General features: G+C 57.0%; 28 protein-coding genes. 10 read left to right on the top strand and 18 right to left on the bottom strand.

Annotation, left to right across the window (positions count from 1 at the left end):
* Positions 1-6 precede the first annotated feature (6 nt).
* Complete coding sequence (locus ACSIPU_RS14925; protein ID WP_004116479.1) at positions 7-1,311, top strand: SLC13 family permease; 1,305 nt, start codon at positions 7-9, stop codon at positions 1,309-1,311.
* Between the two features lie 105 nt (positions 1,312-1,416).
* On the opposite strand, the gene tpiA is transcribed toward ACSIPU_RS14925, so the two are convergent.
* Both tpiA and ACSIPU_RS14915 read right to left on the bottom strand, forming a co-directional pair.
* On the bottom strand, positions 1,417-2,184 hold the full coding sequence (gene tpiA, locus ACSIPU_RS14920; RefSeq protein ID WP_004106939.1) for a triose-phosphate isomerase: 768 nt from the start codon (positions 2,182-2,184) through the stop codon (positions 1,417-1,419).
* Positions 2,185-2,292: 108 nt separating this feature from the next.
* Entirely contained in the window at positions 2,293-2,892 is a 600-nt protein-coding gene (locus tag ACSIPU_RS14915; protein WP_004106936.1) for a DUF1454 family protein, read from the bottom strand.
* Positions 2,893-3,004: 112 nt separating this feature from the next.
* Here ACSIPU_RS14915 and ACSIPU_RS14910 point away from each other — a divergent pair, with 112 nt between their 5' ends.
* Positions 3,005-3,433: a DUF805 domain-containing protein gene (locus ACSIPU_RS14910; RefSeq protein ID WP_004106933.1), complete on the top strand. Its 429-nt coding sequence runs from the start codon at positions 3,005-3,007 to the stop codon at positions 3,431-3,433.
* Here ACSIPU_RS14910 and fpr read toward each other — a convergent pair whose 3' ends face one another.
* The 7 genes from fpr to gmk all read right to left on the bottom strand — a co-directional run bounded on the left by fpr (position 3,434) and on the right by gmk (position 11,373).
* Positions 3,434-4,180 carry a ferredoxin--NADP(+) reductase gene (gene fpr / locus ACSIPU_RS14905; RefSeq protein WP_004106932.1) on the bottom strand — a complete coding sequence of 249 codons (747 nt, stop codon included), beginning with the start codon at positions 4,178-4,180 and terminating at the stop codon, positions 3,434-3,436. It lies immediately after the preceding gene.
* 95 nt (positions 4,181-4,275) lie between these two features.
* The gene (glpX, locus tag ACSIPU_RS14900) at positions 4,276-5,286 is read right to left on the bottom strand and encodes a class II fructose-bisphosphatase (RefSeq protein WP_016809637.1); all 1,011 of its coding nucleotides are present in this window, start codon (positions 5,284-5,286) and stop codon (positions 4,276-4,278) included.
* A gap of 54 nt (positions 5,287-5,340) precedes the next feature.
* The gene (gene recG / locus ACSIPU_RS14895) at positions 5,341-7,422 is read right to left on the bottom strand and encodes an ATP-dependent DNA helicase RecG (RefSeq protein ID WP_004106930.1); all 2,082 of its coding nucleotides are present in this window, start codon (positions 7,420-7,422) and stop codon (positions 5,341-5,343) included.
* A 5-nt stretch (positions 7,423-7,427) separates the two neighbouring features.
* Positions 7,428-8,117: a tRNA (guanosine(18)-2'-O)-methyltransferase TrmH gene (trmH, locus tag ACSIPU_RS14890; RefSeq protein WP_004106929.1), complete on the bottom strand. Its 690-nt coding sequence runs from the start codon at positions 8,115-8,117 to the stop codon at positions 7,428-7,430.
* 163 nt (positions 8,118-8,280) lie between these two features.
* Entirely contained in the window at positions 8,281-10,401 is a 2,121-nt protein-coding gene (spoT, locus tag ACSIPU_RS14885) for a bifunctional GTP diphosphokinase/guanosine-3',5'-bis pyrophosphate 3'-pyrophosphohydrolase (RefSeq protein ID WP_004106928.1), read from the bottom strand.
* Between the two features lie 18 nt (positions 10,402-10,419).
* Positions 10,420-10,695, bottom strand: a complete 276-nt coding sequence (rpoZ, locus tag ACSIPU_RS14880; protein WP_004106927.1) for a DNA-directed RNA polymerase subunit omega — start codon at positions 10,693-10,695, stop codon at positions 10,420-10,422.
* A gap of 54 nt (positions 10,696-10,749) precedes the next feature.
* Positions 10,750-11,373: a guanylate kinase gene (gene gmk, locus ACSIPU_RS14875; RefSeq protein ID WP_004106926.1), complete on the bottom strand. Its 624-nt coding sequence runs from the start codon at positions 11,371-11,373 to the stop codon at positions 10,750-10,752.
* Positions 11,374-11,630: 257 nt separating this feature from the next.
* Between gmk and ligB the strand changes: the two genes are divergently transcribed.
* Entirely contained in the window at positions 11,631-13,307 is a 1,677-nt protein-coding gene (gene ligB, locus ACSIPU_RS14870; protein WP_004106925.1) for an NAD-dependent DNA ligase LigB, read from the top strand.
* Positions 13,308-13,312: 5 nt separating this feature from the next.
* Here the strand turns inward: ligB and ACSIPU_RS14865 are convergent, their stop codons facing one another.
* Positions 13,313-13,930: a trimeric intracellular cation channel family protein gene (locus tag ACSIPU_RS14865; RefSeq protein WP_023329082.1), complete on the bottom strand. Its 618-nt coding sequence runs from the start codon at positions 13,928-13,930 to the stop codon at positions 13,313-13,315.
* 275 nt (positions 13,931-14,205) lie between these two features.
* Between ACSIPU_RS14865 and ACSIPU_RS14860 the strand changes: the two genes are divergently transcribed.
* Positions 14,206-15,465, top strand: a complete 1,260-nt coding sequence (locus ACSIPU_RS14860) for a chloride channel protein (RefSeq protein WP_023329081.1) — start codon at positions 14,206-14,208, stop codon at positions 15,463-15,465.
* Positions 15,466-15,538: 73 nt separating this feature from the next.
* Here the strand turns inward: ACSIPU_RS14860 and ACSIPU_RS14855 are convergent, their stop codons facing one another.
* Positions 15,539-16,402, bottom strand: coding sequence for a YicC/YloC family endoribonuclease (locus ACSIPU_RS14855; RefSeq protein WP_004116450.1), 864 nt, complete (start codon positions 16,400-16,402; stop codon positions 15,539-15,541).
* 123 nt (positions 16,403-16,525) lie between these two features.
* On the opposite strand from ACSIPU_RS14855, the gene rph reads away from it, so the two are divergent.
* Both rph and pyrE read left to right on the top strand, forming a co-directional pair.
* A complete protein-coding gene (rph, locus tag ACSIPU_RS14850; RefSeq protein ID WP_004106921.1) occupies positions 16,526-17,242 on the top strand; it encodes a ribonuclease PH in 717 nt (238 codons plus the stop codon).
* Positions 17,243-17,307: 65 nt separating this feature from the next.
* Positions 17,308-17,949, top strand: coding sequence for an orotate phosphoribosyltransferase (gene pyrE / locus ACSIPU_RS14845; protein WP_004106918.1), 642 nt, complete (start codon positions 17,308-17,310; stop codon positions 17,947-17,949).
* A gap of 37 nt (positions 17,950-17,986) precedes the next feature.
* On the opposite strand, the gene ACSIPU_RS14840 is transcribed toward pyrE, so the two are convergent.
* The 4 genes from ACSIPU_RS14840 to coaBC form a co-directional block, all read right to left on the bottom strand.
* Entirely contained in the window at positions 17,987-19,003 is a 1,017-nt protein-coding gene (locus ACSIPU_RS14840; protein WP_004106915.1) for an SMP-30/gluconolactonase/LRE family protein, read from the bottom strand.
* 160 nt (positions 19,004-19,163) lie between these two features.
* Positions 19,164-19,760, bottom strand: coding sequence for a nucleoid occlusion factor SlmA (gene slmA / locus ACSIPU_RS14835; RefSeq protein ID WP_004106912.1), 597 nt, complete (start codon positions 19,758-19,760; stop codon positions 19,164-19,166).
* Positions 19,761-19,936: 176 nt separating this feature from the next.
* Positions 19,937-20,395, bottom strand: coding sequence for a dUTP diphosphatase (gene dut / locus ACSIPU_RS14830; protein ID WP_004106909.1), 459 nt, complete (start codon positions 20,393-20,395; stop codon positions 19,937-19,939).
* The gene (coaBC, locus tag ACSIPU_RS14825; RefSeq protein ID WP_032727074.1) at positions 20,373-21,584 is read right to left on the bottom strand and encodes a bifunctional phosphopantothenoylcysteine decarboxylase/phosphopantothenate--cysteine ligase CoaBC; all 1,212 of its coding nucleotides are present in this window, start codon (positions 21,582-21,584) and stop codon (positions 20,373-20,375) included. Before coaBC ends, dut begins: the two co-directional genes overlap by 23 nt.
* Before the next feature lie 175 nt (positions 21,585-21,759).
* Here coaBC and radC point away from each other — a divergent pair, with 175 nt between their 5' ends.
* The 4 genes from radC to mutM all read left to right on the top strand — a co-directional run bounded on the left by radC (position 21,760) and on the right by mutM (position 24,069).
* On the top strand, positions 21,760-22,425 hold the full coding sequence (gene radC / locus ACSIPU_RS14820) for a RadC family protein (RefSeq protein WP_004106905.1): 666 nt from the start codon (positions 21,760-21,762) through the stop codon (positions 22,423-22,425).
* A gap of 217 nt (positions 22,426-22,642) precedes the next feature.
* Complete coding sequence (gene rpmB, locus ACSIPU_RS14815; protein ID WP_002436699.1) at positions 22,643-22,879, top strand: 50S ribosomal protein L28; 237 nt, start codon at positions 22,643-22,645, stop codon at positions 22,877-22,879.
* A 20-nt stretch (positions 22,880-22,899) separates the two neighbouring features.
* Positions 22,900-23,067 (top strand): 50S ribosomal protein L33, encoded by a 168-nt coding sequence (rpmG, locus tag ACSIPU_RS14810; RefSeq protein ID WP_003024094.1) that lies wholly within the window; start codon positions 22,900-22,902, stop codon positions 23,065-23,067.
* A gap of 192 nt (positions 23,068-23,259) precedes the next feature.
* Positions 23,260-24,069: a bifunctional DNA-formamidopyrimidine glycosylase/DNA-(apurinic or apyrimidinic site) lyase gene (mutM, locus tag ACSIPU_RS14805; protein WP_016809752.1), complete on the top strand. Its 810-nt coding sequence runs from the start codon at positions 23,260-23,262 to the stop codon at positions 24,067-24,069.
* A 126-nt stretch (positions 24,070-24,195) separates the two neighbouring features.
* Here mutM and coaD read toward each other — a convergent pair whose 3' ends face one another.
* From coaD to waaA, 3 genes are read right to left on the bottom strand one after another with little or no spacing between them, the layout of a single operon-like run.
* A complete protein-coding gene (coaD, locus tag ACSIPU_RS14800) occupies positions 24,196-24,672 on the bottom strand; it encodes a pantetheine-phosphate adenylyltransferase (RefSeq protein WP_004106901.1) in 477 nt (158 codons plus the stop codon).
* Positions 24,669-25,445, bottom strand: coding sequence for a glycosyltransferase family 2 protein (locus ACSIPU_RS14795; RefSeq protein ID WP_004106899.1), 777 nt, complete (start codon positions 25,443-25,445; stop codon positions 24,669-24,671). The genes coaD and ACSIPU_RS14795 overlap by 4 nt, the downstream gene beginning before the upstream one ends.
* Complete coding sequence (gene waaA, locus ACSIPU_RS14790; protein ID WP_004106896.1) at positions 25,445-26,719, bottom strand: lipid IV(A) 3-deoxy-D-manno-octulosonic acid transferase; 1,275 nt, start codon at positions 26,717-26,719, stop codon at positions 25,445-25,447. Before waaA ends, ACSIPU_RS14795 begins: the two co-directional genes overlap by 1 nt.
* Positions 26,720-26,745 lie beyond the last annotated feature (26 nt).

Raw genomic sequence — 26,745 nt, 5'->3', positions numbered from 1 at the left:
ACAGGTATGTCGCTCTGGTTGTCCCATCCTCTGTTCCTTCCTTCAATTATCGTTGGCCTCACTATCCTGCTTTGGGCGACATCGCTCCTGCCGGAGTTTATGACCGCGCTGCTGTTTTTTGCCGCAGCGATGATCGCTAAAATCGCGCCGCCGGAGGTGATTTTCGGCGGCTTCGCGTCGTCGGCATTCTGGCTGGTGTTCAGCGGCTTTGTGCTGGGGATCGCTATCCGCAAAACCGGGCTGGCGGACAGGGCGGCACGGGCGCTTTCGTCGCGTCTGACGGATTCCTGGCCGCTGATGGTCGGCAGCGTGGTGCTGCTCAGCTATGCGCTGGCGTTTGTGATGCCGTCCAATATGGGGCGCATCGCGCTGCTGATGCCGATTGTGGCGGCAATGGCCAGGCGTGCCGGTATTGAAGAGGGAACGCGCCCCTGGTTTGGCCTGGCGCTGGCGGTGGGGTTCGGTACCTTCCAGCTGTCTGCCACTATCCTGCCCGCCAACGTCCCGAATCTGGTGATGAGCGGCGCGGCGGAGGGATCGTACGGTATCCATCTGAATTATCTGCCCTATTTACTGCTGCATACGCCGGTGCTCGGCTGGCTCAAGGGGGCGGCGCTGATCGTGCTGATATGCTGGCTGTTCCCGGGGAAACCGCACCCGCCGCGCGATCTGTCGCCGCTGCCGCCGATGAGCCGCGATGAGAAGCGCCTTGCCTGGCTGCTGGTCGTGGTGCTGACGCTCTGGGTTACGGAGAGCTGGCACGGCATAGGGCCAGCCTGGACGGGGTTGGCGGCGGCGGTGATAACGCTGCTGCCGCGAGTCGGTTTTATCAGCGGCGAGGAGTTTTCCAGCGGCGTGAACATCCGCACCTGTATTTACGTCGCCGGAATTTTGGGGCTGGCAATCACCGTGACCCAGACCGGGATCGGCGGTGTGGTGGGGAATGCCCTGCTGCAGATTATGCCGCTGGATAAAGAGAGCCCGTTTACCAGCTTTCTCGCGCTGACCGGTATTACCAGCGCGCTAAACTTTATTATGACCGCGAACGGCGTACCGGCGCTGTATACCACTTTCGCACAGAGCTTCTCCGATGCGACCGGCTTCCCGCTGCTGAGCGTGATTATGATTCAGGTGCTGGGATACTCCACGCCGCTGTTGCCGTATCAGGCGTCACCGATTGTAGTGGCGATGGGGCTAGGGAAAGTACCTGCACGGGCGGGAATGCTGCTGTGTATTGCGCTGGCGGCGGTGAGCTATTTAATTCTGCTGCCGCTGGACTATCTGTGGTATCAGGCGTTGGGCAAACTGTAGCCTGTTTCGTTCGGGGATTTTGCCGGAGGCGGCGCTGCGCACCTGTCCGGGCTGCCAGGCACTCCCCGGTTGCGAAGCGCGACCGGGGAGTGCCTGTAAAGCGAATTACGCTTTTTTCGCGGCTTCTGCTGCTTTAACGATTACCGCGAAAGCGTCCGCTTTCAGGGATGCGCCGCCAACCAGCGCGCCGTCGATGTCCGGCTGGGTGAACAGTTCTGCTGCGTTGCCCGCGTTAACGGAACCGCCGTACTGGATAATGACTTGTTCAGCCACTTTCGCATCGGCTTTCGCGATGTGATCGCGAATGAATTTGTGTACTGCCTGAGCCTGAGCCGGGGTAGCGGATTTGCCGGTACCGATCGCCCATACCGGTTCGTAAGCGATAACCGCGCCTTCGAACGCCGCCGCGCCCTGGGTTTTCAGAACGGCGTCGATCTGACGTGCGCACACTTCTTCGGTTTTGCCCGCTTCGTTTTCCGCTTCGGTTTCACCGATGCACAGTACCGGGATCAGGCCCTGCTCTTTCAGTACCGCGAATTTCTTAGCGATAAACTCGTCGGACTCTTTGTGGTAGGTACGACGCTCGGAGTGGCCGATGATGATGTATTCAGCGCCGATGTCTTTCAGCATTTCGGCAGAGGTTTCGCCGGTGAATGCGCCGGACAGGTTCAGATCAACGTTCTGCGCGCCCAGGTGAATGTGGCTGCCGGCAGCGGCTTGTTTAGCCAGGTCGATGTACATCTCAGGCGGAGCAATGGCAACTGCACAGCCGGTAACGCCTGCCAGTTCGGTACGCAGGTTCGCGACCAGTTCGTTTACCATGTGGCGGCTGCCGTTCAGTTTCCAGTTACCCATCACTAAAGGATGTCGCATTTTTATTCTCCACGCTTTAAAGCGAATTAAGGAATATAGCCGCCCCCGCGGGCAGCATGGTCTGTGAAACAGTATAGAGATTCATCACTGGAAAGGCTTTGCTTTTTGTCATTTATTGTTGTTTTCCAGCGTTTCAGATAGCGCCAGCTTAATCGGTTCAACAGCGAAGGTCAGCCCCTTTTCGCCGTTGTCCGCCACCACATAGCGTACCGCGCCTTCGGTTTCCGAAAAGTACCGTTTGCCTTTTCCGGCGGCCAGCAGCTTTTGTAGCTTCTGTTGGCTCTGCGCCTGGCTGAGCGTCGGCACGAACGCGCGCATGACGGCGCTCATATACTCGAGGGCCCGGGCTTTCGCCGCTTTCTGCTGCGGCCCCTGAATCGGCAGCCAGGTTATCTGCATCGATTTAATTTTAAGCGTACCGCGCTCAAGCGCGGTCGAGGCATAAAGATTGTCGTTGATCCTGGTGGCGGCGCGGGTCAAATTCGCCTGGTCTTTACTGGAGGTGACGGCGCGAAACTCATTGAGCAAAAGCTTCGGGTTATCGGTATTGAATTTTTCCCGAAACGCGCTGATGGAGATATCAAACACCGGCGCGCCGGAGAGAAGATAGGGCGCCGTAGCGGCGGAGTCAGGCTCGGCGGACAACGCATTTTGGCCGACGGATAGCGCCGTCAGCCCAATTAAATATAAAGTTGCCCACTTCTTCATGCCCATCTTTCCTTTTTTTGTCTGCCGACGATTAAAACGAGAACCGTCACGCTTGTCAAAAAGTCACGCCTTCAGGGTAAACTACGTCGGTGATGATGATAAGGAATAAAACATGACCCTACAGCAGTGGCTATTCTCAATTAAAGGGCGGATTGGACGTCGCGACTTCTGGATCTGGATTGCTATCTGGATTGCGACCATGAGCGCGCTGTTCACGCTGGCTGGCAGCAACCTACTCAACTTACAGACCGCGGCGTTTATTCTGGTATGCCTGCTGTGGCCGACGGCGGCGGTGACCATTAAACGTCTGCACGACCGGGGGAAATCCGGCCTCTGGGCGCTGCTGATGATTCTGGCGTGGATGCTGCTGGCGGGTAACTGGTCGATGCTGCCGGGCGTCTGGCAGTGGGGCGTCGGGCGGTTTATACCGACGCTGATTATCGTGATGATGCTTATCGACCTGGGGGCGTTTGTCGGCACCCAGGGGGCAAATAAGTTTGGCAAAGAGACGCTGGACGTGCGCTGGAAAGCGGAGCCCTGATTACCAGTAGTGTTCGGCGGTCATATGACCCGGTCGGCGGCGCAGATGCTTGCTCATCTGCCGGGTCTCTTTCAGCAGCTGCTGAGTGTCGCGCACCATCTGCGGGTTACCGCACAGCATGACGTGGCTACTCTCGGCGTTCATTGGCAGGCCAACGGCCTCTTCCAGCGCGCCGGTTTCAATCAGGAACGGGATACGTCCCGTGAGCATGCCCGGCGCGGTTTCCCGACTGACGACCGACTGGATGCGCAGCTTGCCCGCATAGCGAGCTTCCAGCGCCTGCATCTGCGGCAGATAGCTGAGATCCGCGGCATAGCGCGCGGCGTGCACCAGTACGAGATTTTTAAAACGATCCAGGTCCTTCCCTTCTTCGAGAATTGACAGATACGGGCCAATCGCCGTGCCGGTGGCGAGCATCCACAGGGTGTCGCAATCCGGCACCTCTTCGAGCACGAAGAAGCCGGCCGCTTCGCTGACCACCTGCACTTCATCGCCCGGCTTCAGCGCCGCCAGCCGTGGGCTAAGTTTGCCTTCCGGAACCGTTACCAGGTAGAACTCAAGATCGGGATTACTGGGGGCATTGACGTAGGAATAGGCGCGCTGCACGCGTTCACCGTCGACATCCAGCCCCAGTTTGGCAAACTGCCCTGCGGTAAACGGTTCAACCGGTGCGTGAACGATGAGGCTAAACAGTGCATCCGTCCAGTTTTGAACTTTTACGACTTTGCCTGTAACCCAGTTTGCCATAGCGTCTCTCCTCTCAATCCTGTTAGCGTATCTTCACCGCGACGAGAGCAGAATTCCAGCCCGAAAAGGCTGGAAAGCTCTATTGATCAAATGTTTTACAGGATGTGTAGCTGGATATCCGGGTCTTTGCGATCGAGATAATGAATCGACTGAATTCGGCGGATAGTGCGGGATTTACCGCGGATCAGTAGGGTTTCGGTGGTGGCCATATTACCTTTACGGGTAATACCGTCCAGCAGATCGCCTTTGGTGATGCCCGTCGCTGAGAAAACGACGTTGTCGCTGCGCGCCATATCGTCCAGACGCAGCACTTTGCCTGCTTCGATGCCCATGGCCTGACAGCGTGCCAGCTCGTTCTCGCCGATGCGGCGGTTCTCTTCACTGTCGCCCTTAACGTGGTGGCGCGCCAGCAGACGACCGTGCATATCGCCGTCCAGCGCGCGGATCACCGCCGCTGAAACGACCCCTTCCGGGGCACCGCCGATACCGTACATAACGTCAACTTCGCTATCCGGCATGCAGGTCAGAATAGAGGCGGCAACGTCGCCGTCGGGAATAGCGAATACGCGCACGCCCAGTTTTTGCAGCTCAACGATGACCTCGTCATGGCGCGGCTTGGCTAAGATGGTAACGGTTAATTCACTTAGCGGCTTATTCAGCGCGCGGGCGATGTTTTGCAAGTTTTCCGCCAGCGGCAGGTTCAGATCGATGGTGCCTTTCGCGCCCGGACCGACAATCAGCTTTTCCATGTACATATCCGGCGCGTTCAGGAAACAGCCTTTATCGCCTACCGCCATCACCGCCAGCGCGTTGGCCTGGCCCATCGCCGTCATGCGGGTGCCTTCAATGGGATCGACGGCGATGTCTACCGCATCACCGTTGCCGGTACCGACGCGTTCGCCTATATACAGCATCGGCGCTTCGTCGATTTCGCCTTCGCCAATCACGATAGTACCGTCGATGTTGATCAGGTTGAGCATAATGCGCATGGCGTTGACGGCGGCGCCGTCGGCGGTGTTTTTATCACCACGGCCTAACCATTTATAGCCTGCCAGCGCGGCGGCTTCGGTGACGCGCGAAAATTCGATGGCCAGTTCTCGTTTCATAATCCACTCATCTGAATAAAAAATTATGCGCAGCGTGGCGGGATGACGTGCACGCTACGCGTTGGAATAGCGTTCGGTTTCCGGCATCCAGCGCTCGATAAGCGCCTGGGCCTGCTGAGGATATCTTTCGTGTATATGACGGGCGATGCGCTGAACTTCGGGGATCATGGCCTGATCGCGCATTAAATCTGCGACTTTGAATTCAGCGTTGCCGGTCTGGCGCGTGCCGAGCAGCTCGCCGGGACCGCGAATTTCCAGGTCTTTCTGGGCAATGACGAAGCCGTCGTTGCTATCGCGCAGAACCTGCAGGCGCTTCTGCGCGGTTTTAGAAAGCGGCGATTTATAGAGCAGCACGCAGTGTGAGGCCACCGCACCGCGCCCGACGCGCCCTCTGAGCTGGTGCAGCTGAGCCAGCCCCAGACGCTCAGGGTTTTCGATGATCATCAGGCTGGAATTAGGCACGTCCACGCCGACCTCAATTACCGTGGTGGCGACCAGTAGATGCAGCTCGCCCTGCTTGAACGCGCTCATGACTGCCTGTTTCTCGGCAGATTTCATGCGTCCGTGCACCAGGCCGATATTCAGCTCCGGCAGCGCAAGCTTCAGCTCTTCCCAGGTGGCTTCCGCCGCCTGGGCCTCCAGCAGATCCGACTCTTCAATCAGCGTACAAACCCAGTAGGCCTGGCGACCCTCGTGAGTACAGGCGTTCCGTACCCGGTCGATAATATCGCTGCGGCGGGTATCCGGGATGGCTACCGTCGTAACCGGCGTACGGCCCGGCGGCAGTTCATCGATGACCGAGGTGTCGAGATCGGCATAAGCGGTCATCGCCAGGGTCCGCGGAATCGGCGTCGCGGTCATAATCAGCTGGTGCGGATGAAAGCCCTGCTGTTGGCCTTTCTCCCATAGCGCCAGCCGCTGATGGACGCCGAAACGATGCTGTTCGTCGATAATCACCAACGCGAGGCCGTTAAACTGGACCTGTTCCTGAAAGATGGCGTGGGTACCGACCACCATCTGCACCTGTCCGCTGGCGATAGCCTCCTGCTGCGCCAGGCGCGCTTTGCCTTTTTGTTTGCCCGCCAGCCAGCCTACTTCAACGCCCAGCGGTTCAAACCAACTGCGGAAGTTATTGGCATGCTGCTCAGCCAGCAGTTCTGTCGGCGCCATCAGCGCCACCTGCTTGCCGTGCGCGATGGCGCGCAGGGCGGCCAGCGCGGCAACCAGGGTTTTACCGGAGCCAACATCCCCCTGCACCAGACGCATCATTGGCACGTCCAGCGCCATATCGCGCTCAATTTCAGCCGTGACGCGCGCCTGCGCGCCGGTCGGCGTAAAGGGGAGAGAGGCCAGCAGCTTGTCTTTTAGCGTGTCGTTAGCGCTGAGCGAGAGAGCGTGGTAGCGCTGAGCGCCTGCCCGCAGCGCCAGCATGCTGAGGTTATGCGCCAGCAGCTCTTCCAGGATTAAGCGTCGCTGAGCCGGATGTTTGCCGCTTTCCAGCTCGCTAAGCTGTAAAGAGGGCGGCGGGCGATGCAACGTGCGCAAGGCGTCAGGCAGGCTCATCATCCCCTGCGCCAGCTCCGGCGGCAGCAGCTCGGCGATAGCGCAGGTTTCAAGCAGCTCCAGCGCCTGGTCGGTGAGCTTACGCAGCGTAGCCTGCTTGATGCCTTCGGTGGTGGGATAAACCGGGGTCAGCGTTTCCTGTAAATCAGGGGTACTCATATCACCCTGAACCCGATATTCCGGGTGGATCATCTCCGCCCCGTGCTTACCGCGCTTAGCCTCTCCGTAGGCCAGCACGCGACGCCCGGTTGCCAGGCTATTTTTCATCGCTGCGCTGAAGTTAAAAAAGCGCATGGTGAGGATGCCGGAGCCGTCGCTTATCTGGCAGGTCATCATCCGGCGGCCGCCGAAAGTGATATTGCAGTTAAGAACTTCGCCTTCAACGGTGGCGTAAACGCCGGGCAGCAGTTCACCGATTTGATACAGATGGGTGCGGTCTTCGTAGCGTAGCGGCAGGTGCAGAAGCAGATCCTGCACCGTGTGCAGGCCGATTTTCGCCAGTCGGCTGCTCTGTGCCGCGCCAACGCCGGTTAGGGTATTAAGGGGGACGGCATCTAACAGGCGACCTTGCATCGTTTTTATCCTGCAGCCTGCATAGTGGCCCACCACGTGGCATCGGCTTCGACTTCGCCCAGCTCGTTGACGTGGGGGTAGGGTAGACCTTTACGTTTTGCGACCTTCGCCAGCACCGGATAGCCGCCTTCAAACAGCAGACGCTGCTGGTCTTCTTTCGGCAGCATGCTGTTGTCGCGCAGATACATGCCGGCGTTCTGCCGCTGGCGCTGGGCTTCATACAGAATAAGCGCCGAGGCGACGGAAACGTTCAGCGACTGCACCATGCCAATCATCGGAATAATGATGTCCTGATCCGCCAGGTCCAGCGCTTCCTGAGTAATGCCGGTTTTCTCCTGGCCCATCAGGATACAGGTGGGGCGGGTATAGTCGATTTCACGAAAATCAACGGCGTTATCAGAGAGATGGGTTGCCAGAATCTGCATGCCCTGGCCTTTTAAATGCGTGACGGCATCGCCAATAGTACGATGGGTTTTCACCTGCACCCAGCTATTGCTGCCTGCGGCTGCGGAGGCCATGGTACGCATACGGCTACCGGGCCAGATGGCGTGCACTTCATGCACGCCAACGGCGTCTGCGGTACGAATAATCGCAGAGACGTTATGAGGCTTATGGACCTGCTCCATGCAGACCGTCAGGTCAGGCTGACGCCTGGCGAGCATCTCGCAGATACGCGCATAACGCTGTAAATTCATTACACTTCATCCTTCGAATGACTCTTTAATCGCTGCGGATTACTCGGCCCATCCCTGGGCCTCGCCCCTTACGGAGCCGCTGTAAGCAGCGTTCAAATCTGCTCCTGGCAGATTTGTCATTCGCTTGCCGCCTTGATGCAATTCGAATGATTTTGTGTCAGAGCTAATTTCGGTTACGGGTGACTTTTATCACATCCGGCATGACGCGAATTTTGCGCATAATATTCGCCAGATGCACGCGGTCGCGCGCGGTGAGGCGAATAAAGGCGCTGTAAACGCGGCCATCTTTCTCTTCCGTATTCAGGCTTTGAATATTGGAAGAGGCGGTGTTGATTGCGGCGGTAAGATTCGCCAGGGCACCCTGATGGTTGAACATATCCACCTTAATTTCGGTGATAAATTCCTGCGCCGTCTCTTTGTCCCACTCAACCGCCATAAATTTCTCCGGCTCTTTCTGGTAGCCGCGAATGTTACGACAGGACTCGTGGTGAATAACCAGGCCTTTGCCCGGGCTGACGTGCGCAATAATCGGGTCGCCGGGAATCGGACGGCAGCACTTGGCAAAGGTGATCAGCACGCCATCCGCGCCTTTAATCGGCAGATGGTTATGGCCGACAGGCGCCGGCTGTACAGGCACGGCGGTGGTTTCACCCTGCTGCAGGTTTTTTGCTACGACGACGCTCATGGCGTTACCGAGGCCAATTTCGGCCAGCAGATCGTCAAGCGTTGCCAGCTTCATACGGTCAAGTTCGCGCTGAATGTTCTCTGGCGGAATTTCGGCCAGCTTGCGGCTGCCGCCGAGCGCGTGATTAAGCAGGCGTCGCCCGAGGCTAACGGAATCGTCGCGCTTGAGGTTTTTCAGCAGTTGGCGAATTTTGGCGCGCGCTTTGGAGCTGACGACAAAGTTTAGCCACGCGGCGTTCGGACGAGCGCCCGGCGCGGTGATGATCTCCACCGTCTGGCCGCTGGAGAGCGACTGCGACAGGGGATATGGCTGGCGGTCGACGCGCGCGCCGACGCAGGCATGGCCGATATCGGTATGCACCGCGTAGGCGAAGTCCACCGGCGTCGCGCCAGCGGGCAGTTCGACGATGCGCCCTTCCGGGGTGAAAACGTAAATCTCATCCGGGAACAGATCGGATTTCACGCTCTCAATAAATTCAAATGAGCTACCGGCGCTCTGCTGGAGCTCCAGCAGGCTCTGCATCCAGCGCTGAGCGCGGATTTGCGCCGTGGTACTGCTTTCGCCGCCGTGCTCTTTATAAGCCCAGTGCGCCGCAACCCCCATTTCCGCCATCTGGTCCATGTCTTCGGTACGAATTTGTACCTCAACCGGGACGCCGTGCGGGCCGATCATCGAGGTGTGCAAAGATTGATAGCCGTTCGCCTTTGGAATGGCAATGTAGTCTTTGACGCGGCCTGGACGCGGCTTGTAAAGGCTGTGCATCTGGCCTAGCACGCGATAGCAGGTGTCAGAATCATGGACAATCACGCGGAAGGCGTAGATATCCATAATCGAGTGAAAACGCTGCTCTTTGAGCACCATCTTGCAGTAGATGGAGTACAAATGCTTTTCGCGACCGCTAACGCGACAGGGTATTCCCGCTTCCTGCAAACGCCCTTCGATTTCGGAGAGGATTTTTTGAATCATCTCTTTACGGTTGCCGCGCGCTGCTTTAACTACCTCTTTAATAACGCGGTAGCGGTTAGGATACAGCGCCTCAAAGCCCAGCTCTTCGAGCTCGGTTTTGATGTGGTGAATACCTAAACGGTGCGCCAGAGGGCTGTAGATTTCCAGCGTTTCGCGGGCGATGCGGCGGCGCTTATCCGGGCGCAATGAGCCCAGCGTGCGCATGTTGTGGGTGCGGTCAGCAAGCTTGATAAGGATGACGCGAATATCCTGCACCATCGCCATAATCATTTTGCGAAAGTTTTCGGCCTGAGCCTCTTTCTTGTCGCGAAACTTTAGCTTATCAAGTTTTGACACCCCCTCTACCAGTTCTGCAACGCTTTTGCCAAAAAGCTGCTCCATATCCTGATAGGTGGCGGGGGTATCTTCTATCACGTCGTGCAGCAGGGCAGCCATCAGCGTTTCATGGTCGAGCTTCATCTCGGCCAGGATACAGGCTACCGCTACCGGGTGCGTGATATAGGGTTCACCGCTTGAACGTGTCTGGCCCTCGTGAGCGTCACGTGCAACGAGATAAGCCTGCCGAAGACGTTTGATTTGCTCTTCGGGCAGGTAGTTTTGAATCAGCTGATTCAGGCTTTCAAACAGATACAAGGGCGACCCGCTGTGTGATTAACGACGACCTTCAGCAATAGCGGTAACGGCTTGTAATTCAGCGGCTTCCTGCTCTTGCTGTTCCTGGCGCTCGCGAACGTCGAGGATCTTGTTGTTGATCAGACCTTCTTCGATTTCGCGCAGTGCGATAACGGTAGTTTTATCGTTTTCTTCCGGTACCAGCGGATCCTTTCCGCCTACCTGCATCTGACGAGCGCGACGCGCGGCGACCAGTACCAGGTCAAAACGGTTACCAATTTTCTCTACAGCGTCCTGAACAGTTACGCGTGCCATACTTAAAATGCTCCACAGGTGAAGAAATGACTGGGCATGATACTGAATGTGGGTTCAGTCTGCCAACAGTTTGGTGATTAAAGCGCCATGTCGCTGCTTTTGGCGGCTCATGCGCAGACGTTCGGCGCGAATAATAATTTTCAGATCGCTCAGCGCGGTATCAAAATCATCATTCACAATCAGGTAATCATATTCCGCGTAATGGCTCATTTCTGCAACTGCCTGTGCCATACGTTTCGCGATAACCTCTTCGCTATCCTGACCGCGGCCGCGCAGGCGACGATCAAGCTCATCTTTTGACGGCGGCAGAATAAAAATGCTGCGTGCGCCGGGCATTCTGTTGCGGATTTGCTGTGCGCCCTGCCAGTCGATATCAAGGAAGACGTCGACGCCGGTCGCCAGTACCTGCTCGATAGCTTCGCGCGAGGTGCCGTAATAGTTGCCAAAGACTTCTGCATGTTCAAGAAAAGCGTCTTCGCCAATCATCGTCCTGAATTCGTCGTGATTGACAAAGAAATAGTGTTCACCGTGCACTTCACCCGGGCGCGGAGCGCGTGTGGTATGCGAAACAGAAACCTGAGAGTCGTACAACGGTTGGGTTTTTAATAAAGCCTGAATCAGGCTGGATTTACCCGCGCCGCTAGGGGCGGAAACAATATAAAGCGTGCCTTGAGCCATGAGTGTCTTTTGTATGTGATGGTCGAAATAGAGCTTACATACGAGCCTATTATACACGCCGCCGCTGCGTGACGCAGTCCCTGTCACACTTTTTGCATTTTTTCTTTCATTTTGCTTGCCGTTTCCCTGATTTCTCCGGGCATTGCAGAAACAACATAGAAAACCTGGACGTCTGCTCGCAGCCTTAAAAATCCCCTATCGCCGATGAAAATACGCCTGCGGCACAATTCCCGGCGAATAAACAGGAGGGCATCGCGATGCAAAAAGGAATCCAGGCGCTGGTGCTGTGGATGCTGGTGGGATACGCGCAGGCAGCCTGCCCCGCGTGGCCGCAGGCGAGGGCCGAACAGGAAATGGAACGCCTCAGCCAGCAGATAACGGAATGGAAAAACGCCTACTGGCAGCAGGGGAATAGTGCGGTAAGCGATGAAGTCTATGACCAGCTGGCGGAGCGGCTGGCGTTCTGGCGGCGCTGCTTCACCGGCGAGGCTCCCGCTCACGATGCTCTTCCGCCGCTGAGGGGGGATGTCAGGCATCCGGTCGCGCACACCGGCGTGCGTAAACTGCCGGACCGCGCTGCGGTGGCGCGCTGGATGCGCGGTCAATCCGGCCTGTGGGTACAGCCTAAAGTCGATGGCGTCGCAGTGACTCTGGTCTATCGACAGGGGCGCCTGGTGCAGGCAATAAGCCGGGGGAATGGTCTGGCCGGAGAAGACTGGACGGCCAGGGTTTTACAGATCCCCTCCGTGCCTAAAGTCTCTGACGGTGCACTGGCCAATAGCGTTCTGCAGGGAGAACTGTTCCTGCTTCGCGCGGGGCATGTGCAAAAGCAGATGGGGGGCATGAACGCGCGCGCAAAGGTGGCCGGCATGATGATGCGCCAGCAGGCTGCGGCGGAACTTAATCAACTGGGCATCTTTATCTGGGCATGGCCCGATGGTCCGCAGGAGATGCAACAGCGGCTGGCGCTGCTGCGGCAGGGCGGCTTTGTTTACAGCGCGCGCTTTTCGCATCCTGTCGCGAATGCGCAGCAGGTGGAACAGTGGCGCCAGCGTTGGTTTACTTCGCCGCTGCCTTTTGCCAGCGATGGCGTAGTGGTGCGGCGGGGAAAAGAGTCAGCCGGGCGCTTCTGGGTACCGGGACAGGGTGATTGGGTTATCGCCTGGAAATATCCTCCTGCCTCACGGGTTATGGAGGTTCGCGGTATCAGCTTCAGCATCGGGCGTAGCGGTAAAATAGCGGTGGTGGCGCATCTGGAGCCGCAGCTGCTGGACGATAAGCGCGTGCAGCGGGTGAACGTCGGCTCGGTATCCCGCTGGTCCACTCTGGATATCGGTATTGGCGATCAGCTGCAAATCAGCCTTGCCGGGCAGGGAATTCCGCGCATCGATTCGGTCGTCTGGCGCACGGCGCAGCGTAATAAACCCCAGCCGCCGGCGGCACGGTACAATGCCTTAACCTGCTATTTCGCCACGCCAGAGTGCGCGGAGCAGTTTCTCTCGCGGCTGGTCTGGCTCTCATCCCGATCGATTCTCAACATTGACGGGGCGGGAGAGACGCTGTGGCGGACACTGCACGATGCCCGCGGCATGGAGCATCTCTTTTCATGGCTGGCTTTTACGCCGGAACAGCTGCAAGCCATACCAGGTATCTCCGCGCAGCGCGGGCAGCGGCTGTGGCATCAGTTCAATCTTGCGCGCGAACGGCCTTTTCTACGCTGGATCCAGGCGATGGGAGTGCCCATACCGAAGACGGCTTTTGTCAGACTGGAGGAGGACAGCTGGCGGCAGATGCAGGATCGAAACGAAGAGCAGTGGCAACGGCTGCCGGGCGTCGGGGCTGAAAGGGCGCGGCAGCTGGTGACGTTCTTACATCACCCGGATGTTGCCGCGCTGGCGAAGTGGCTGAGCGGGCAACGCATTCCGGGGTTCTGAAAGTATTAATGCGCGCTGTGGTTGTAGTTAAATACCGGCAGGCCCAGCTTCCAGCGCAGCGCCAGCATACGAGCAGTAAAGCCGAACAGCAGGGTGGAAATGACGACTACATCGTGACTGCTGACGTAATGCTGAAGCGCGATATATAAAATCGCGGCGGCGAACGATACTCCGGCGTACAGCTCTTTCTGGAACACCAGCGGGATACGCTTGCAGAACATATCACGCAGCACGCCGCCAAAGACGCCGGTGATGACCGCGGCAATGGAGGCGATTACCGGGCCCTGGCCCATATCCAGCGCGATCTGGGCGCCAATAATTGAGAACACCACCAGGCCGAGCGCATCAAGTACCAGAAACAGACGGCGCAGGTGCGGCATGACCGGCGCGGCAATCGTGGTGAGGACCGCAGCAATGGCAACAATAATGACGTACTCGGGGTGTTGTACCCAGCCAAGCGGATAGTGACCAAGCAGAATATCGCGCACCGAACCGCCTCCGAGGGCGGTCGCTGTCGCAATGATAATCACGCCAAACGTATCCATACGGCGGCGCCCGGCAGCCAGCGCGCCGGTCATGGCTTCCGCCGTGATCCCAATCAGATAAAGAATATGAAGCAGCATAAATCCCCCACGATGATGGCGGAAGGTTAACGATTTGTGCTCAGGATCACGACTGAGATTTTCTAAAGCATTCGCATTTAACCAGATTAAACTAATGCGAGATGTGCTTATATTGGCTTTATTTAATGGTTATTTAATTGCTGTTTATTCATCCATTGATTAGAAAAAATAATGACTAAACCTTTTATGCACATCTATATTGAAAGCAGTATGAATACTTAATGTTTAACTCTGGGCCTTTATCCTTTTAGTTTCCTCCTTCAAGGTCTGAGAAAATGACTGCCGCCGCTGACAATAAAAACTATCTCATCCGCCTGCTTGCCGTTGTGCTGACGGGGATACTGGCTGGCCTGTCAGGCATGGTTCTGGCGCTGATTTTACACGCGATTCAGCACCTGGCGTTTGGCTACAGCCACGGCCAGCTCGTTGGCTCAGAGTCATTTTTACAGGGCGTCACGGATTCGTCCTGGTCGCGTCGGATCATGGCAATCGTCGCCGGCGGTGCAGTCGCCGGGTTTGGCTGGTGGCTGCTTGGGCGATATGGGCAGAAGCGGGTTTCAATTGCGTCAGCGGTGGCCAATCCTTCCGTGCCAATGCCTGCGGGTACCACCACGATTCATGCCCTGTTGCAGATCGTCACCGTGGCGCTGGGCTCACCCCTTGGTCGCGAAGTCGCGCCGCGGGAAATGGGCGCGCTGGGGGCAGGGATGGTGGCGCGTAAGCTGGGTCTGCCGGAAGATGAAAGCCGAACGCTGATTGCCTGCGGCGCAGGTGCGGGTCTGGCGGCGGTGTATAACGTCCCGCTGGCCGGCGCGTTATTCAGCCTTGAGGTGATGCTGCTGTCGTTTAGCTGGGAAAAAACGCTGGCGGCTATCATCACATCGGCGATTGCCGCGTGGACGGCCACCCTCGGCTTAGGCGATGAGTCGCAATACCATTTTACTTCCGACATCCTGCCGCATTCATTTCTCTGGTGGGCGATTATCTCTGGCCCCATTCTCGGCGCCGGGGCCTGGCTCTTTCGCAAAGCGACCAGTACCGCTCGTTCGCACGTCCAAAGCAACTGGCAGATGCCGGTTTTCTGTCTGCTGGCGTTTTCTCTGCTTGCCGCCCTCAGCCTCTATTTCCCCCAGCTTCCGGGAAACGGTAAAGGACCTATGCAGCTGGCTCTCAGCGATGAACTTGGTTTCCCCGGGGCGGCGATGCTGCTGGTGCTGAAGATGGTGGTGATTCTGGCGGTGCTGCGCGGCGGTGCGGAAGGCGGCCTGCTGACGCCGGGGCTGGCGGTAGGCGGCTTGGCCAGCCTGCTGCTGTGTATGCTCTGGCAACAGCTGCTTCCCGGCGGCGATTACGGCAGTTTTGCGCTGGTTGGTGCGGCGGCGTTTCTCGCCGCATCCATGCAGATGCCGATAACGGCGGTGGCGCTGGTGATGGAATTCACCCATATGGATCACAGCTATCTGGCCCCCACGCTGCTGTGCGCGGCAGGGGCATTTTTAACCTGCCGGATATTGGATAAGAATGATTCCTTCTGAAACGCAGCGAAAATAAAAGGCCATGATTTACCATGACCTTTTGTTCAAAAACGATTTGCGGGGCGAGTCATTGTTACTCGATGTTTTGGATCTGCTCGCGCATTTGTTCGATTAGCACTTTCAGTTCAATGGCGGAGTTCGTCACTTCGGCATTAATCGATTTAGATGCCAGCGTGTTCGACTCGCGGTTGAACTCCTGCATCATAAAGTCGAGGCGGCGACCGACCGCTTCTTTCTTCTTCAGGATATTCCACGTCTCTTTCACATGCGCTTCCAGGCGATCCAGCTCCTCGGCAACGTCAATACGCTGCGCCATCAGCACCAGCTCCTGCTCAAGGCGGTTATTTTCCAGCTGCACTTCGGCGTCTTCCAGTTTGGAAACCAGACGCTCGCGCTGCCACTGTAAAATTTCCGGCATGTGGGCGCGTACTTTAGCCACTTCGGCGGTGACCCCGTCCAGGCGCTGCTCAATAAGCGTTTTCAACGCCTGGCCTTCGGTTTCACGGGCGACGATAAAGTCGTCCAGCGCGCCGTTCAACGCGCCCAGGATTTCGGCGGCAATGGCGTCCAGATCTTGCTCATGAGCCGACATTACGCCGGGCCAGCGCAGAATATCCACCGGATTAATTTCGCCCTCGTCGCTCTGCATTTTTACCCAGTTGGCGGCATTAACCAGCTGCTTTGCCAGCTTTTCGTTGAGAATCAGCTCGCCCTGTGCGCTCGGGTCCTGCTCAAAACGCAGGGTGCATTCGACTTTACCGCGGGTCAGACGGGAGCGAATACGTTCACGCACCACGGGCTCCAGGCTACGGAACTGCTCCGGCAGGCGGAAGTAAGTTTCCAGATATCGTTGGTTTACCGAGCGCAGTTCCCACGCGGCGCTACCCCATTCACCCTTGATTTCACGCCGGGCGTAGGCGGTCATACTGCGGATCATAGACGTTCCTGTTTTTAAAGGAGAGTGGGGTGGATTATAGCTTTCGCGGCCTTATCAGGATAGGAATAAGCGCGCATTATCCGTATAATGCGCAGCCACATTCGTTTCAAGCCGGAGAACATCATGCGTCCAGCAGGCCGTAGCGCTAATCAAGTGCGTCCAGTAACCCTGACCCGTAACTACACAAAACACGCAGAAGGCTCCGTGCTGGTCGAATTTGGTGACACGAAAGTATTGTGCACCGCTTCTATTGATGAAGGCGTGCCGCGCTTTCTGAAAGGCCAGGGGCAGGGATGGATCACTGCCGAATACGGCATGCTGCCGCGTTCTACCCACACGCGTAACGCGCGTGAAGCCGCCAAAGGTAAACAGGGCGGCCGCACCATGGAAATCCAGCGCCTGATCGCGCGTGCGCTGCGCGCGGCAGTTGACCTGAAAGCGCTGGGCGAATTCACCATTACTCTGGACTGCGACGTGCTGCAGGCCGACGGCGGCACCCGTACCGCATCGATTACCGGAGCCTGCGTGGCGCTGGCGGATGCGCTGAATAAGCTGGTTGCGGCCGGTAAGCTGAAAACTAACCCGATGAAAGGAATGGTGGCGGCAGTCTCCGTAGGGATCGTGAATGGCGAAGCGATTTGCGATCTGGAATACGTTGAGGATTCCGCGGCGGAAACCGATATGAACGTGGTGATGACCGAAGATGGTCGCATCATTGAGGTGCAGGGTACGGCAGAAGGCGAACCGTTCACCCATGAAGAGCTCCTTACCCTGCTGGCATTGGCCCGAGGAGGCATCGAATCCATTGTCACGACGCAGAAGGCGGCGTTGCAAAACTAGTTTTTAAGGCGACTGAGAAGTCGCCTTTTTTTTGTCCGTAGAAAAGTAAGATGAGGAGCGAATCCATGAAACCGTATCAGCGCCAGTTTATTGAGTTTGCGCTTAACAAGCAGGTACTTAAGTTTGGCGAGTTTACGCTGAAATCCGGGCGCAAGAGTCCCTATTTCTTCAACGCCGGCCTGTTTAATACCGGGCGCGATCTGGCACTGTTAGGCCGTTTTTATGCCGAAGCGCTGGTGGATTCCGGGATTGATTTTGACCTGCTGTTTGGCCCGGCCTACAAAGGCATCCCTATCGCCACTACCACGGCGGTAGCGCTGGCGGAACATCATGACCGCGATCTGCCTTACTGCTTTAACCGCAAAGAGGCAAAGACCCACGGCGAAGGTGGAAATCTGGTGGGGAGCGCGCTGCAGGGCCGCGTGATGCTGGTAGATGATGTTATCACCGCAGGCACCGCGATTCGGGAATCGATGGAAATTATTCAGGCCAACGGCGCCGAGTTAGCCGGCGTACTGATCTCTCTGGATCGTCAGGAACGCGGACGCGGCGAAATCTCAGCGATTCAGGAAGTTGAGCGCGACTACAGCTGTAAAGTGATTTCCATCGTGACGCTGAAAGACCTGATCAGCTATCTGGAAGAGAAGCCGGAAATGGCTGAACATCTGGCAGCCGTTCGCGCCTATCGCGAAGCGTACGGGGTGTAAATATCAGCCCGGCCGGCAACGTCCGCCGGGCATATTTTCAGACCAGCTTTGCGCCTTGCGCATTGACGTAGAGCGAATAGATGGACGTGCTGGATGCCATAAACAGGCGGTTGCGCTGTTCACCGCCGAAGCACAGGTTGGCGCAGCGTTCCGGTAACTGAATAATACCGATGTTTTTCCCCTGCGGATTGAAGACGCGGACGCCGTCCAGCTCTTCGCTGCCCGTACCCCACCCGCACCACAGGTTCCCGTCCATGTCGCAGGCGATGCCGTCAGCGGTTCCGTTACCGCAGTCAATATGCACTCTTTTGTTTTTCAATGTGTTATCGACAACATCCCACGCCAGGATAAGCCGGTTTGGGGTAGCGCGGCTTTCCACCACGTAGAGCGTTTTTTCATCGGCGGAAAAACAGAGGCCGTTTGGCCCCTTGACGTCGCCCAGCACGACGCTCAGTTTACGGCTCTCCGGGTCCAGTCGATAAACGTTTTGCGGCAGCTGCGGCGTGGCCTTATGACCTTCATAGAATCCGCTGATACCGAAAGGCGGATCGGTGAACCAGATGCTGCCGTCTGACCTCACGACGATGTCGTTTGGCGAGTTCAGCGGTTTGCCTTCGAAGTTATCCGCCAGTACGGTGATGCTACCGTCATATTCAGTGCGGGTAATTCGTCGGGTATCGTGTTCGCAGCTGATGAGCCGTCCCTGCCGATCGCGGGCGTGGCCGTTCGCGTAGTTTGCCGGTTGGCGAAATACGCTGGTAGCGCCGGTGGCCTCATCCCAGCGCATAATGACGTTGTCAGGAATATCGCTCCAGAGCAGCATGCGCGTATCGCCAAACCATACCGGCCCTTCCGCCCAACGAAAGCCGGTGGCGATCTGCTCCACTTTTGCGCTGGCAAGCATATAGCGGCGAAAGCTATCATCCACCGCCATAATACGCGGATCGGGATAACGTGCAGATGGCGCCCAGGCCGCGAAGCTTTTTTGACTAAGCACGAGTGATGCGGTTGCCAGACCGCCCAGTTTGAGCAATTCCCGTCGTGATGTCGCCATCAGCCCTCTCCTTATCCATTGCAAAGATACAATCAAAGGATGGTATGAGAGAGCGAGAGCCGAAAACATCTGGCAGTTCTACGAATTGTTCTGGGCGTTATGCCAGAATAATCAAAAAAGAGAGATGCAGCCTTTCGGGCTGCATAGAGACAGGAGAGGGTTACTTCAGCTGGGCGGCGACCAGCGGCCAGCGGGCGTCAAAATCGTCCGTCGGGCGATATTTAAACTCGCTGCGCACAAAGCGCGACAGCATCCCTTCGCAGAATGCCAACAGCTGGCTGGCCAGCAGGGCTTCATCGACGGAGTAGCCTTCACCTTCACGCATTTTCTTTTCACGCATCACCTGACGCAGCTGGACTTCAATACGCTCAAAAAGCTGGTTTATGCGATCCTGAAGCCGGTCCTGTTCAAACATCAGCGCGTGGCCGGTCAGAATTCTTGTCAGCCCAGGATTACGCTCGCCAAACCCCAGAATCAACAACACAATCAGACGCAGGCGCGCGGTGGTGTCTTTTTCATCTTTTAAAATCAAATTGATGCGCGTAATCAGGCTGTCTTCGATAAACTCAATCAGGCTATCAAACATGCGGGTCTTGCTCGGGAAATGCCGATACAGAGCCGCTTCGGATACGCCAACGGAGGCCGCCAGCTTCGCCGTGGTGATACGCTGACTCCCGTCGCTGGATTCGAGCATTAGCGCCAGAGATTGAAGTATTTCTTCGCGACGATTCCTTTTCGCAGTTTGTTTTTCTGCCATGTTTTAAAATACCCCTGAAAAAAAGCACTTGTCAGGCAGGCATCCACAAAGCGACCGCAAGCTGTTGCCTGCGGTGATGTTATTGCATTAGTGCGCTTTGCGATGCAGGTTCCACTTCATCTTTGGGACTGCCCGTTAATCGGCGACGCCCCGAAGATTTTTGTCTATTGCCGGGCTTATTTACGCCCTGAGTGACCGAAGCCGCCTTCGCCGCGATCGGTGGCGTCAAACTCTTCCACCAGGTTAAATTCCGCCTGTACAACGGGCACGAACACCATTTGCGCGAGACGCTCGCCGGGTTCGATGGTGAAGCTCTGCTGACCGCGGTTCCAGACGGAAACCATCAGCTGACCCTGATAGTCGGAATCAATCAGGCCGACCAGGTTACCCAGGACGACGCCGTGTTTATGACCCAGCCCGGAGCGCGGGAGAATCACTGCTGCCAGAGACGGATCGGCAATATGAATCGCCAGGCCAGTTGGCACGAGGAGCGTAGCGCCAGGCGCCAGCTCTACGGCGTCATCGAGACAGGCTCGCAGGTCAAGTCCGGCGGAACCGGAGGTGGCATAGGTCGGCAGCGGAAATTGCTGACCAACGCGCGGGTCCAGAATCTTAACGTCGATTTTTTTCATCATAACGGGTCACGATCTCGTCGAGTAATAATTGGCCCAGGAGTTCCTTGCGCTCAAGTGGTAAGCGCTTATCTCCCTCCTGCCAGAAAAGGTGTAATGCATTGCTGTCGCTGTTAAATCCCTGATTTGGCTGTGAAACATCATTAGCGCAGATCAGATCAAGATTTTTGCGGGCTCGCTTTTGCCGTGCGTATTCTTCCACATTATTCGTTTCGGCGGCAAACCCAACGACGTAAGGGCGGTTGGCCTTAAGCGCGGCGACCCCTGCGACGATATCCGGATTTTTAACCATTTTCAGGGTGAGTTCATCACCTTGTTTTTTGATTTTTTCTTCGGCAATGGTGACCGCACGGTAGTCGGCGACCGCTGCGCAGCCAATAAAAATATGCTGCCGTGAGGCGCCGTTTTGCACCGCGGCTTCCATTTCCAGCGCCGTGGTGACATCAATTCTTTGTACAAACGGCGGCGTAGGTAGAGAAACCGGGCCGCTTACCAGCGTGACGTTTGCCCCGCGACGCGCGGCGGCGGCGGCAATCGCGAAGCCCATCTTACCAGAACTGTGGTTAGTGATATAACGCACCGGATCCAGCGGCTCGCGGGTTGGGCCCGCGGTAATCATGATGCTGAGATGTTGCAAATCTTTGACAGGAGAGAAGTGCTGCGCGGCCATATCCACAATGGTCAGCGGGTCCAGCATCCGCCCCGGCCCAACATCGCCGCAGGCCTGGCTGCCGCTGTCCGGGCCCCAGACCAGCAAACCGCGCGAGGCAATCACCTCAAGATTATGCTGGGTGGCGGCGGCGCGATACATTTGCTGATTCATGGCGGGCACGACCGCGACGGGCGACGGCGTCGCCAGGCAAATCGTCGAGACGAGATCGTTAGCCATGCCTGCCGCGACTCGGGCGATTAAATCGGCGGTCGCCGGAGCGAGAATAACCAGATCGGCCCATTTCCCCAGCTCAATGTGGCCCATTGCGGCTTCGGCGGCCGGGTCGAGCAGGCTGTCGGAAACCGGATAACCCGATACCGCCTGTAAACTTAATGGCGTAATGAAGGCTTTAGCGGCTTCCGTCATGGCGACGCGGACATCCGCGCCGCGGTCGCGCAGGCGGCGCACCAGTTCCGGCGTTTTATAGGCAGCAATGCCGCCGCTCACGCCGAGAACGATCTTTTTACCAGCCAGACTCATCATGATTTTTTCCTGTTGCGGTACACCAGAATTCGCGCATCTTATCACAATCCTCACGGCATCGTGTGCCTGGTGGCGATCCACTTTGCGAGGCGCTACGCAGGGATAAAACTTGCCTGTCGGCGGCGCAAAAAGGCTGTGTCAGGATAGCGGGGAGTGGGAAGGAGAGGCCGCGATGGAGATACAGGAAACCCTCATGCCGAGGGAAAAGATGCAGCGTTACGGTATCGAAGTTTTATCGGATATCGAGCTGTTAGCGCTGTTTTTACGTACCGGTACGCGCACGCAGGACGTGATGACATTTTCGCGAGAGCTGCTGCAGCGATTTGGCTCGCTGTACGGCCTGCTTTCGGCGGAAGAGTCACAGTTCGCTGAGATTGAAGGCATTGGTCTGGCGAAATATGCGCAGCTAAAAGGGATTGCTGAACTGGCGCGACGCTATTTCAGCCTGCGGATGACGGAAGAGCCCTCATTGGTCACCCCGTCGATGACGCGGGAGTTTCTGCAAAGCCAGCTGGCCGACGAAGAGCGCGAGATCTTCATGGTGATCTTTTTAGACAATCAGAACCGGGTATTGAAACATAGCCGACTTTTTTCTGGTACTCTTAGCCACGTTGAGGTGCATCCGCGAGAAATCGTACGCGAAGCCATCAAAGTGAACGCCGCCGCGGTGATCCTGGCACATAATCATCCATCCGGAAGTCCTGAGCCGAGTAAGGCCGACAGATTGATTACCGAAAGAGTGATAAAATGTTGTCGATTCATGGATATACGTGTGCTCGATCACCTTGTTATCGGCCGCGGAGCGTACGTATCTTTTGCTGAACGCGGCTGGATTTAGCCCCGATCATGCGATCCATCGGGATCTTTGTCTGTTCGGGACTTGAGCACATCGCAGAGTCAGCGTATACTACGCCACCTTTGAGAATCTCGGGTTTGGCATTTGGGCCTGGCAATCGAGAGTTCAATAGAACTATGCGATGACCGGGCTGTAAAGCCTGACGAGGCGCCAATACCCCATACGAAGCTCGAGCTAATTTGATTTTTGGAGAATAGACATGTCCCGAGTCTGCCAAGTTACTGGCAAGCGTCCGGTGACCGGTAACAACCGTTCCCACGCACTGAACGCGACTAAACGCCGTTTCCTGCCGAACCTGCACTCTCACCGTTTCTGGGTTGAGAGCGAGAAGCGTTTTGTCACCCTGCGCGTATCTGCTAAAGGTATGCGTGTTATTGATAAGAAAGGCATTGATACAGTTCTGTCCGAACTGCGTGCCCGTGGCGAAAAGTACTAAGTACTTAGAGGAAATAAATCATGGCTAAAGGTATTCGTGAGAAAATCAAGCTGGTTTCTTCTGCTGGTACTGGTCACTTCTATACCACCACGAAGAACAAGCGTACTAAGCCGGAAAAACTGGAACTGAAAAAGTTCGATCCAGTTGTCCGTCAGCACGTTTTATACAAAGAAGCTAAAATCAAATAATTTTAGGTTCCTTGTAAAGAAAAACCCCGCCTCGGCGGGGTTTTTTGTTATTAAAACGACGCCACCGTCGGCGCTGGCGGGAGTTTAGCCCTCCTGTGGCAGGCGGAAGAGCAAGCTGAACAATAATTGCCCTGAACCTCGTCGTTGAACGCGGTAAGATAGAGCATCCAGCCGTTTTTGTTCGAGAAAAGAATGCCTGAATTACCTGAAGTAGAAACCAGCCGCCGCGGCATTGAGCCTCACCTGGTTGGTGCGACCATCCTGCACGCCATTGTGCGCAACGGGCGCCTGCGCTGGCCGGTTTCCGAAGAGATCTATCGCCTGAGCGACGTTCCTGTGCTCAGCGTGCGCCGCCGCGCTAAATATCTGCTGCTCGAACTGCCCGACGGCTGGATTATCGTCCATCTCGGCATGTCGGGAAGCCTGCGTATCCTCAGCGGAGATCTGCCGGCGGAAAAACACGACCATGTGGACCTGGTGATGAGTAACGGCAAGGTCCTGCGCTATACCGATCCGCGACGCTTTGGCGCCTGGCTGTGGACTAAAGAGCTGGAAGGGCATCCGGTGCTGGCGCATCTGGGGCCGGAGCCGCTGAGCGATGAGTTCAACGCCGATTATCTCCAGCAGAAATGCGCGAAGAAGAAAACTGCGATCAAGCCCTGGCTAATGGATAACAAGCTGGTGGTCGGCGTGGGTAATATCTACGCCAGCGAATCGCTATTTTCGGCGGGTATTCACCCCGACAGGCTGGCCTCTTCGCTGTCGCGCGAGGAGTGCGAACAGCTGGTGAAAGTGATTAAGCTGGTCCTGCTGCGCTCCATCGAACAGGGTGGGACGACGCTGAAAGATTTCCTGCAAAGCGACGGTAAACCGGGTTATTTTGCCCAGGAGCTGCAGGTGTATGGCCGCAAGGGCGAGCCGTGCCGCATTTGCGGGACGCCGGTTATCGGCAGTAAACACGCCCAGCGGGCGACGTTTTATTGTCGCCAGTGCCAGAAATAATATGCGGTGGTTGCGGTGAACCCGGCTCGCGCTGCGCTTAGCCGGGCTACGCGTCCGTGCGATTTGATTGGGTAGCCCGGACAGATGCGCAGCATCGCCTGCGGGAAGAGACCCGATGGCGCAGGATTACAGCTTCTTCAGCAGCGCCTGGTGAACGTTTGCCGGCAGAAAGTGGGAGACGTCGCCCTGGTGGCGCGCCACTTCTTTTACCAGCGAAGAGGAGATAAACGACCACTCTTTGCACGGCATCAGAAACACGCTCTCCAGCGTCGGCATTAAATGACGGTTCATATGGGCCAGCTGCATCTCATATTCAAAATCCGCCACCGCCCGCAGGCCGCGAATTAAAATGTTCGCCTGCTGCGCGCGGGCAAAATTGGCCATTAAATCGCTGAAGCCAATAACCTCAACGTTGACCAGATGCGCCGTTGCCTGGGTGGCCAGCGCGATGCGCTCGTCGAGAGTGAACATCGGCTTTTTGCTCGGGCTGGCGGCGATAGCCAACAGCACCTTATCGAACATGCTGGCCGCGCGAGTGACGATATCGATATGGCCGTTGGTGATAGGGTCGAAGGTTCCCGGATAGATCGCTTTTGTGCTCATAATGACACTTTCTCCGAGTAGCCGCGGCTCAGGGCCCACAGCTCGGTGTATTTATTAAACGTGTATTGCGCGTTGACCACCGCCAGTAGCCAGCCTTGTTTCCCATCCAGAATGCCGCCGCGCAGCAGCAGCGTTTTCACAAAGGCGCCCAGCGTATGGCCGAAGATAGCGGCCAGCGAGGTCTTTTTGCCTCTCTGATGGCGCTCCTGCGCCCAGGCGGCGGCGTAGGCCAGCTGCTTTTGCTGAAAGCCGGAGAAATCACGGCAGGTCAGATGCAGCAGATCGCCCGCGAGTTCGATAACCGGCGCGCCTCGGGCATCGAGAGATTCGTGGACCAGATTATCGTTATAGCGGTAACGGCCGCGTTCGTACAAGCGCATCACGCGATCGGGATACCAGCCGCTGTGGCGCATAAAGCGGCCAAGAAAATAGTTGCGCCGGGCAATGCTGTATATTGCGCCGGTTTGCGGCGCGGCCAGCACGCTGCGGATAGACTGCGCAAGCTCCGGAGTGACGCGCTCGTCGGTATCGATCATCAGCACGTAATCGCCGGTGGCGTAGTCCTGGGCGCGCTGGCGTTGAATACCGTAGCCCTGCCAGTCGCGATTGACATGCACCTGAACGCCCATGCTGCGGGCTAATTCGACGGTGTTGTCGCTGCTGCCGGAATCCAGCAGCACTATCTCATCGGCCCAGCTTACCGACGCCAGACAATCAGGCAGCAGATCCGCCGCGTTTTTGGCGATCATCACGACCGAGAGTCGAGGCGACATTAGTGGCTCCGCTGCGGCAGATAGGGTTGCAATAACTGTAGCAGACGGGAGAGGGCGCCCTGGTTTTGGTGCAGGACTTCCACCGCGTGACGACCATACCACAGACGGTAATCTTCATCGGTCAGCAGGTTTGACACCTCCGTCACCAGCGAGTCGGCGTCGGTGACGGTAATCAGTCCATCGTCCTGCTGCAGCTTGGCGCAGATATCTTTGAAGTTAAAGGTGTGCGGGCCCATCAGTACCGGTATCGCATGAGCAGCGGGCTCCAGCGGGTTATGACCGCCGCGCTCCACCAGGCTACCGCCGACAAACGCGAGGTCGGCAATGCCGTACAGCAGCATCAGCTCACCCATGGTATCGCCAATCACCACCTGGGTACTGTTCGACGGGATTTCGCCGGTACTGCGCAGGGTGTAGCTCATTCCCGCTTTCTGCACCATCTCGCGGGCGTCGCCGAAGCGCTCCGGGTGGCGCGGGACAAGGATCAGCAGCAGGTTGGGGAAGCGCTCCAGCAGCTTTTTATGCGCCTGAAGAATGATTTGCTCTTCGCCGTCGTGGGTGCTGGTGGCAATCCATACCTGGCGGTGCGGCGCCCACTGGCGACGCAGGGTGATAGCGCGAGCGGCCAGCTCCGGCGTGACTGAAATATCAAACTTCAGGCTGCCGGTGACCGCCAGTTGATTGCGTTTCAGGCCAAGGGCGATAAAGCGGCTGGCGTCTTCTTCATTCTGTGCGGCGATAAGGGTAATGCGGCTCAGCAGCCGACGCATAAATTTGCCCAGTTTGGCATAGCCTTTCGCCGAGCGTTCGGACAGCCGGGCGTTGGCGATAACCAGCGGAATTTTGCGTTTATGCAGCGTGGCGACCATGTTCGGCCACAGTTCGGTTTCCATGACGATAACCAGCTTTGGCTGAACGGTATTGAAGAAGCGGTTCATTGCGCCGGGAAGATCGTAAGGCAGATAGACGTGATGGACGTCTTTACCGAAAGCGGACATCGCGCGTTCGGAGCCGGTTGGCGTCATGGTCGTGACGGTGATCGGCAGATAGGGGTAGCGGTGGCGTAGCGCGCGCACCAGCGGGATAGCCGCCAGCGTTTCACCCACGGAAACGGAATGCAGCAGGATGCCACCCGGTTCTACCTTGTTCTGGCAGAAGCCATAACGTTCTTTCCAGCGTTTACGATAGGCAGGGGCCTTACGGCTGCGTAACAGCAGTCGCAGCCACACCAGCGGCTGAATGAGGTAAAGTAGGGCGGTATAAAGCAATTCCAAGCGATTTATCCGTATTTATGTTTTTG

It is taken from the genome of Klebsiella sp. HN106 (assembly GCF_051209435.1).
Lineage (GTDB): Bacteria > Pseudomonadota > Gammaproteobacteria > Enterobacterales > Enterobacteriaceae > Klebsiella > Klebsiella oxytoca.
This window is presented reverse-complemented; position numbering and strand designations above follow the sequence as displayed.